The sequence below is a fragment of the Streptomyces sp. NPDC043876 genome, from assembly GCF_056435825.1.
This window is the reverse complement of the sequence record NZ_JBWKDV010000039.1, coordinates 1-7,204: the sequence shown is the minus strand read 5'-3', so window position 1 is coordinate 7,204 and position 7,204 is coordinate 1. Positions and strand designations below refer to the sequence as shown.

At 69.0% G+C, this 7,204-nt stretch carries 1 protein-coding gene; it reads right to left on the bottom strand.

Features of this window, described 5'->3' with window-relative positions; all coding sequences use genetic code 11:
- The coding region (locus AC0693_RS38490; RefSeq protein ID WP_478804589.1) for a type I polyketide synthase at nucleotides 1–7,204 on the bottom strand (7,204 nt) is incomplete at both ends.

Sequence of the window (7,204 nt, the reverse complement as noted above, 5' to 3'; positions counted from 1 at the left end):
ACCGAACCCAGCAGCAGCGGACGGCCGTCCTCGCGCTCCTGACCGTACGTGGCCAGCAGTGCCTGCGCCTCGATCGGGTCGCCCAGCTTCGTACCAGTACCGTGCGCCTCGACCGCGTCCACGTCGGCGCCCGTCAGCCCCGCACTCGCCAGCGCCTGGCGGATGACACGCTGCTGCGAAGGCCCGTTCGGGGCCGTCAGACCATTGCTGGCACCGTCCTGGTTGATCGCCGAACCCCGCACCACCGCGAGGACCGGGTGACCGTTCCTACGGGCATCCGACAGCCGCTCCACGAGCAGCATGCCCACACCCTCACCCCAACCGGTCCCGTCCGCACCAGCCGCAAAAGCCTTGATCCGACCGTCCTCCGCCAACCCACGCTGACGGCTGAAATCGATGTAGGCGCCGGGCGACGACATGACCGTCACGCCACCGGCCAGTGCCATGGAGCACTCGCCGCTGCGCAGGGCCTGAACAGCCAGGTGCAGGGCGACGAGGGAGGCCGAGCAGGCGGTGTCGATGGTCACGGCCGGGCCTTCGAGGCCGAAGGCGTACGAGAGCCGACCCGAGACCACACTCGCCGCGTTGCCGGTGCCCAGGTACCCCTCGAGGCCGTCCGGGACGGACTGGAGCGTGGCCCCGTAGTCCTGGCCATTGGTTCCGACGAAGACACCGGCCTGGCTACCGCGCAGCATCGCCGGGTCGATCCCCGCACGCTCGAAGGCCTCCCACGTGGTCTCCAGCAGCAGGCGCTGCTGCGGGTCCATCGCAAGGGCCTCGCGCGGGGAGATCCCGAAGAACTCCGCGTCGAAGTCCGCAACGTCGTAGAGGAAGCCGCCCCCACGGGCATAGAAGGTGCCCTGCTGTTCAGGGTCCGGGCTGTAGAGCCGCTCCAGGTCCCAACCGCGGTCGACCGGGAACTCACCGATCGCGTCACCACCGGCCGCCAGCAACTTCCACAGATCCTCGGGAGTGCGCACCCCGCCAGGGAAACGGCAGCTCATCGCCACGATCGCGATCGGGTCATCGTCCGCCACCGTCACCACCGGACCAGTGACGGCCTCGACCTGGGCCCCCAGCAGCTCATCCCGCAGGAACGACATGAGGGCGGAAGCCGTCGGGTAGTCGAAGATCAGCGTCGCCGGCAGGCTCACACCCGTCGCCGCCCCCAGCCGGTTGCGCAACTCCACAGCCGTCAGGGAATCGAACCCCAACTCCTTGAACGCCCGCTCCGCACCCACCGTCTCCGAACCCTCATGACCAAGCACCGCAGCCACATGCGTACGAACCAAGGCCAGCAGCTCACGCTCCAGCTCCGCAGCACCGAGTCCGGCCAGTCGGCCTACGGGAGCGCCGGCCTCGTCGCCGGGGTGGTCGGCGGTGGCTGTCGCGGCCAGGACCTCCGGCAGGTCGGCGAAGAGGCTGCTGGGGCGGACCACGGAGAAGGCGGGCGCGAAACGCTCCCACGCCACATCGGCCACCAGCAAAGCAGCAGCGTCACCTACCGCACCCACGCTCTGCCGCAGAACAGCCATCGCCGTCTCCGGCGCCATCGGCGGAAGACCCTCACGCCGCATCCGGGCCTCGAGAGCCTCGTCGGCGGCCATACCGCCCTCGGCCCACGGACCCCACGCCAGCGAGGTCGCAGCCAGACCGGCCGCCCGCCGCTGCTCGGCGAGCGCGTCCAAGTAGGCGTTGGCGGCAGCATAGTTGCCCTGTCCAGGGCCACCAACCATGCCGCTCATGGAGGAGAAGAGGACGAAGGCGTCGAGTTCGATCCCCAGCTCAACGGTCAGCTCATGGAGGTTGAGCGCGGAGGTGGCCTTGGCCCGCAGCACGCTCTCGAACCGCTCCGGCGTCAACGCATCCAGCACACCGTCATCCAGCACACCAGCCGTATGCACCACAGCCGTCAACGCGCCGCCCTCAGCAGCCAACAGCCCCCGCAACGCCTCCCGATCAGAAACATCACAAGCGACAACGGACACCTCGACACCCAGGCCGGCCACCAGCTCAGCCACACCCGGAGCATCCGGACCACGGCGACTGGTCAGCACCAGACGCTCAACACCCGCACCAGCCAGCCAACGAGCAACCCGGCCACCCAACGCACCCGTACCACCCGTCACCAACACCGTCCCCGACGGCGACCACGAACCCCCAGCCCGCGCCGCACGCACCAGACGACGACCGAACACACCAGACGACCGGACCGCCACCTGGTCCTCAACACCACCCAGGACCGCAACCAGCCGGCCCATCGCCCGCTCGTCCCACACCTCAGGCAGATCGACCAGACCACCCCAACGCTCCGGAACCTCCAGAGCCGCCACCCGACCCAAACCCCACACCTGAGCCTGAACAGCAGACACCAACCGGTCCGAACGGCCCACACTCACCGCACCACGCGTCAGACACCACAACGGCGCCCCCACCCCGGCATCACCCAACGCCTGCACCAAAGCGGCGGTAGCAACAAGCCCACCCACCTCATCCAGCGCCAGCAACGACACCACACCAGCCACAGACCCCACACCAGCCAGCAGTTCAACCAGCCCAGCACGGTCCGTACCCGGATCCACCACAACCCGACGCACCCCAGCACCACGCCCAGCCAGAGCCGCCACCACAGCCGCATCATCCACACCCGCAGCCGGCACCACAACCAGCCACTCACCCGACAGCACAGCACCGACAGCACCGTCCGTCAGCGGCTTCCACGACACCCGGTAACGCCAGGAGTCGACCTCCGACTGGGTCCGCAGACCCCGGCGCCACGCCGACAACGCAGGAAGGACCGAGTCCCAGGCGCCGTCGTCCTCGACCTCCAGCGTGCCGACGAGCGACGCGAGGTCTTCGCGCTCCACGGCGTCCCAGAAACGGGAGTCCGCGTCATAGCCCGCGAGGCTGCGCCCAGCGCCCGTCAGCTGGAGCCAGTAGCGCTGGTACTGGAAGGCGTACGTCGGCAGCTCCACCCGTCGGGCGCCGGTACCGGCGAGGAACGCAGCCCAGTCGACGGCCACACCCCGCACGTGCGCCTGAGCCAGGGCCGAGACCACGGACTCCGCGTCGGGGCGGCCGTTCCGCAGGGTGGGCACGAAGGCCGTGTCTTCACCCGTCACGCACTCCTGGCCCATCGCTGAGAGAACGCCACCCGGACCCAGCTCTAGGTAGGTCGTGACCCCGGCCTCGTCCAGGGCCCGCACACCATTGAGGAAGCGGACGGCCTCGCGGACGTGTCGCACCCAGAAGTCGGCCGAACCCATCTCGTCCGAGACCAGCGCACCCGTCAGGTGGGAGACAACCGGGATCCGCGGAGCGGCGAACTCCAGCCCCGCCACCACCTCACGGAAATCCTCCAACATCCCGTCCATGTGAGGCGAGTGAAAGGCGTGACTGACCGTCAGCCGCTTGGTCTTGCGGTCGGCGAACACCCCCACCACCGCGAGCACGGCGTCCTCGTCACCGGCAACGACCACCGACTGCGGACCGTTGACCGCAGCGATGCTCACCCGCTCGGACAACAGCGGCAGGACTTCGTCCTCCGACGCCTGGAGAGCGATCATCACACCACCACCCGGCAGCGCCTGCATCAGACGCCCCCGCGCAGCCACCAACGAGCACGCGTCCTCCAGCGAGAACACACCCGCCACATGCGCAGCCGCGATCTCACCCACGGAATGACCGGCGAGGAAGTCAGGCCACACACCCCACGACTCCAGCAGCCGGAACAACGCCACCTCGACCGCGAACAACGCAGGCTGCGCCCATTCCGTGCGGTTCAGCAGCTCCGCATCCGCACCGAAGAGGACATCCCGCAAAGGCACATCCAGATCGAACCGCTCACATACCGCATCCAGCGCATCCGCGAACACCGGGTAGGCGTCATACAACTCACGCCCCATCCCCAGCCGCTGGCTGCCCTGACCGGTGAACAGGAAGGCGGTCTTCCCACCCACCGGCGAGCCCTCGATCACACCCGTCGCGGAGCGGCCCTCCGCGAGCGCGGCCAGTCCAGCCAGCAGGCCCTCACGGTCCGCAGCCACCACAGCCGCCCGGTCCTCGAACACAGCCCGCCCGGAAGCCAGCGACCACGCCACATCCACCACACGCAGCTCGGGCGTGCCCACCAGATACGAGTGGAGCTGACGAGCCTGCGCCCGCACAGCCTCCCCGCCCTTGCCCGACAACAGCCACGGCATCACAGCCGGAACGACCGACTCGCCCTGCTGAACCTGAACCACCGCAGTCGCGACCGGCGGCTGCTCAATGATCGTGTGCGCGTTCGTGCCGCTGATGCCGAACGAAGAGATACCCGCACGACGCGCCCGCCCGGTCTCCGGCCACGCCACCGCCTCCGTCAGCAGGCTGACATCGCCCGCCTCCCAGTCGATCTGCGCCGACGGCGCATCCACATGCAGCGTCTTGGGCAGCACCCCGTGCCGCATCGCCATGATCATCTTGATCACACCCGCCACACCGGCCGCAGCCTGCGTGTGACCGATGTTCGACTTGATCGACCCCAACAACAACGGCTGGCCATCCAGCCGCTCCTGCCCATACGTCGCCAACAACGCCTGCGCCTCGATCGGGTCACCCAGCCGCGTGCCCGTGCCATGCGCCTCCACCGCATCCACATCCGCAGCCGACAACCCGGCCCCGGCCAAAGCCTCACGGATCACCCGCTGCTGCGAAGGACCATTCGGCGCCGTCAAACCATTACTCGCACCGTCCTGATTGATCGCCGAGCCACGCACCACGGCAAGGACCGGATGACCCAGGCGCACGGCGTCCGACTGACGCTCGACGAGAAGCATGCCCGCACCCTCGGCCCAGCCGGTGCCATCCGCACCGTCCGCGAAGGACTTGCACCGGCCATCGGCCGCCAGACCGCGCTGACGGCTGAAATCGACGAACGTCTCCGGCGTCGCCATGATCGCCACACCGCCGGCCAGGGCCATGTCGCATTCGCCATTGCGCAGCGCCTGGATCGCCCAGTGCAACGCGACCAGCGACGACGAACACGCCGTGTCAACCGTGACCGCCGGACCCTCCAGACCAAAGGTGTAAGCGATCCGACCCGAAGCGATGCTGCCGGAAATCCCGGTACCGAGATACCCCTCCACACCCTCGGGCAACTCCTCACCGTTGCCATAACCGCTCGCGTAATCGTGGTACATCACGCCGGCGAAAACACCGGTACGGCTGCCCCGCATCGACGTCGCGTCGATCCCGGCCCGCTCGAAAGCCTCCCAAGAAGTCTCCAGCAGCAGACGCTGCTGCGGATCCATCGCAAGGGCCTCACGCGGCGAGATCCCGAAGAAGTCGGCATCGAACTCGGCTGCTTCGTGCAGGAACCCACCCTCACGCGTATACGACGTCCCAGCATGATCCGGATCCGGGTGATACAACCCCTCGACATCCCAACCACGATCCGTCGGGAACGTGGTGATGCCGTCGGCGCCCGAGGCGACCAGCTGCCACAGGTCCTCGGGGGACCGCACCCCGCCGGGGAAGCGGCAGCCCATTCCCACGATGACGATCGGGTCGTCCGCGACACCGGCCGCCCTACGGACCGGTGCACGCAGGTCCCGCGCCGCGTCCTGTGCGTTGGGCTCGTCGGTGACGGCGAGTTCGGCCAGAAGGTGCCGCGCCAGCGACACCGGCGTCGGATAGTCGAACACCAGCGTCGGCGCCAGCCGCAGCCCCGTCTCCTCCTTCAGAACGTTCCGCAGCTCCACAGCGGTCAGCGAATCGAAGCCCAGATCACGGAACGCACGCTCCGCATCCACCGCCCCCGCACCACCATGACCCAGAACCGCAGCAACCCGACCACACACCACATCCAGCAGCACACCCTCACGCTCGGCCACCGGCACACCCAGCAACCGCGCCACCAACGGCGAACCACCATCACCACCCGCACCCCGACGCTCCACCGCACGCCGCGCCGGAACCCGCACCAAAGCCCGCAACAACGCCGGAGTCGAACCCGACGACACCGCCCGAGCCCGCAACACCGCCACATCCAGATGCATCGGCACCAACACCGCCGCATCCACCCCCAACGCCCTGTCGAACAGCGCGAGGCCCTCGTGGCCTGCCAGGGCTCCGACGCCGTCCCGTGCGATGCGCCGCAGGTCGACCTCGTCGAGCTGACCGGCCATCCCACCGCTGCCACCCGCCTGTGGGGCCCACAGGCCCCAGGCCAGCGACACCGCCGGCAGACCCTCCGCCCGCCGCTGCTCCGCCAACCCCTCCAAGAAAGCATTCGCCGCCGCATAGTTCGCCTGACCCGCCGCACCGAACGAAGCCGCAGCACCCGAGAACAACACGAACGCCGACAACCCCAGACCCCGCGTCAACTCGTGCAAGTTCCACGCCGCATCCACCTTCGGACGCAACACCCCGGAAACCCGCTCCGCAGTCAACGCACCCAGCACACCGTCATCCAGCACACCAGCCGCATGCACCACACCCGTCAACGGATGCTCCGCAGGAATCCGCGCCAACAACCCCGCCAACGCCTCCCGGTCCGCCACATCACAAGCGACGACCTCCGCCCGGGCGCCGAGTTCAGCCAGCTCGGCGACCAGCGCTTCCGCGCCCTCGGCAGCGGCACCGCGACGGCTGACCAGGAGCAGGTTCCGCACCCCGTGCTCGGTGACGAAGTGGCGGGCGAAGAGCCGGCCCAGGCCACCCGTGGCACCGGTGACCAGGACCGTGCCGGACGGGTCACCGAAGCCGGTCGGCAGCTGCGTGTCCTCAGCAGCCGCCGAGGCAGGTACGCGGACCAGGCGCGGCACGCTCACCACACCATCACGGACCGCCAGCTCCGGCTCACCCACCGCCAGCGCCGCGGGAAGCGCCGCCACCGACGCCACAACCGCATCCCGACCGGACTCCAGATCCACCATCACCAACTGGCCCGGGTTCTCCGACTGCGCCGAACGCAACAGACCCCGCACCGCACTGCCCGGCAGATCCCCCACACCCACACCAGCACCGACCGCCACCGCACCAGCCGACACCCACACCAACCGCAACCCGGCCAACCGCTCCTCAGCCAACCACTCCTGAAGCAGCGCCAGCGCCGAGTTCACCTCCATGTGGACGCAGTCCACGGTGTCGCCGTCCTCCTGACCGGCCGCCGGCGGCACGAACACCGCGTCCGGAAGAGGCTCGCCTCTCTCCAGCGCCGCAA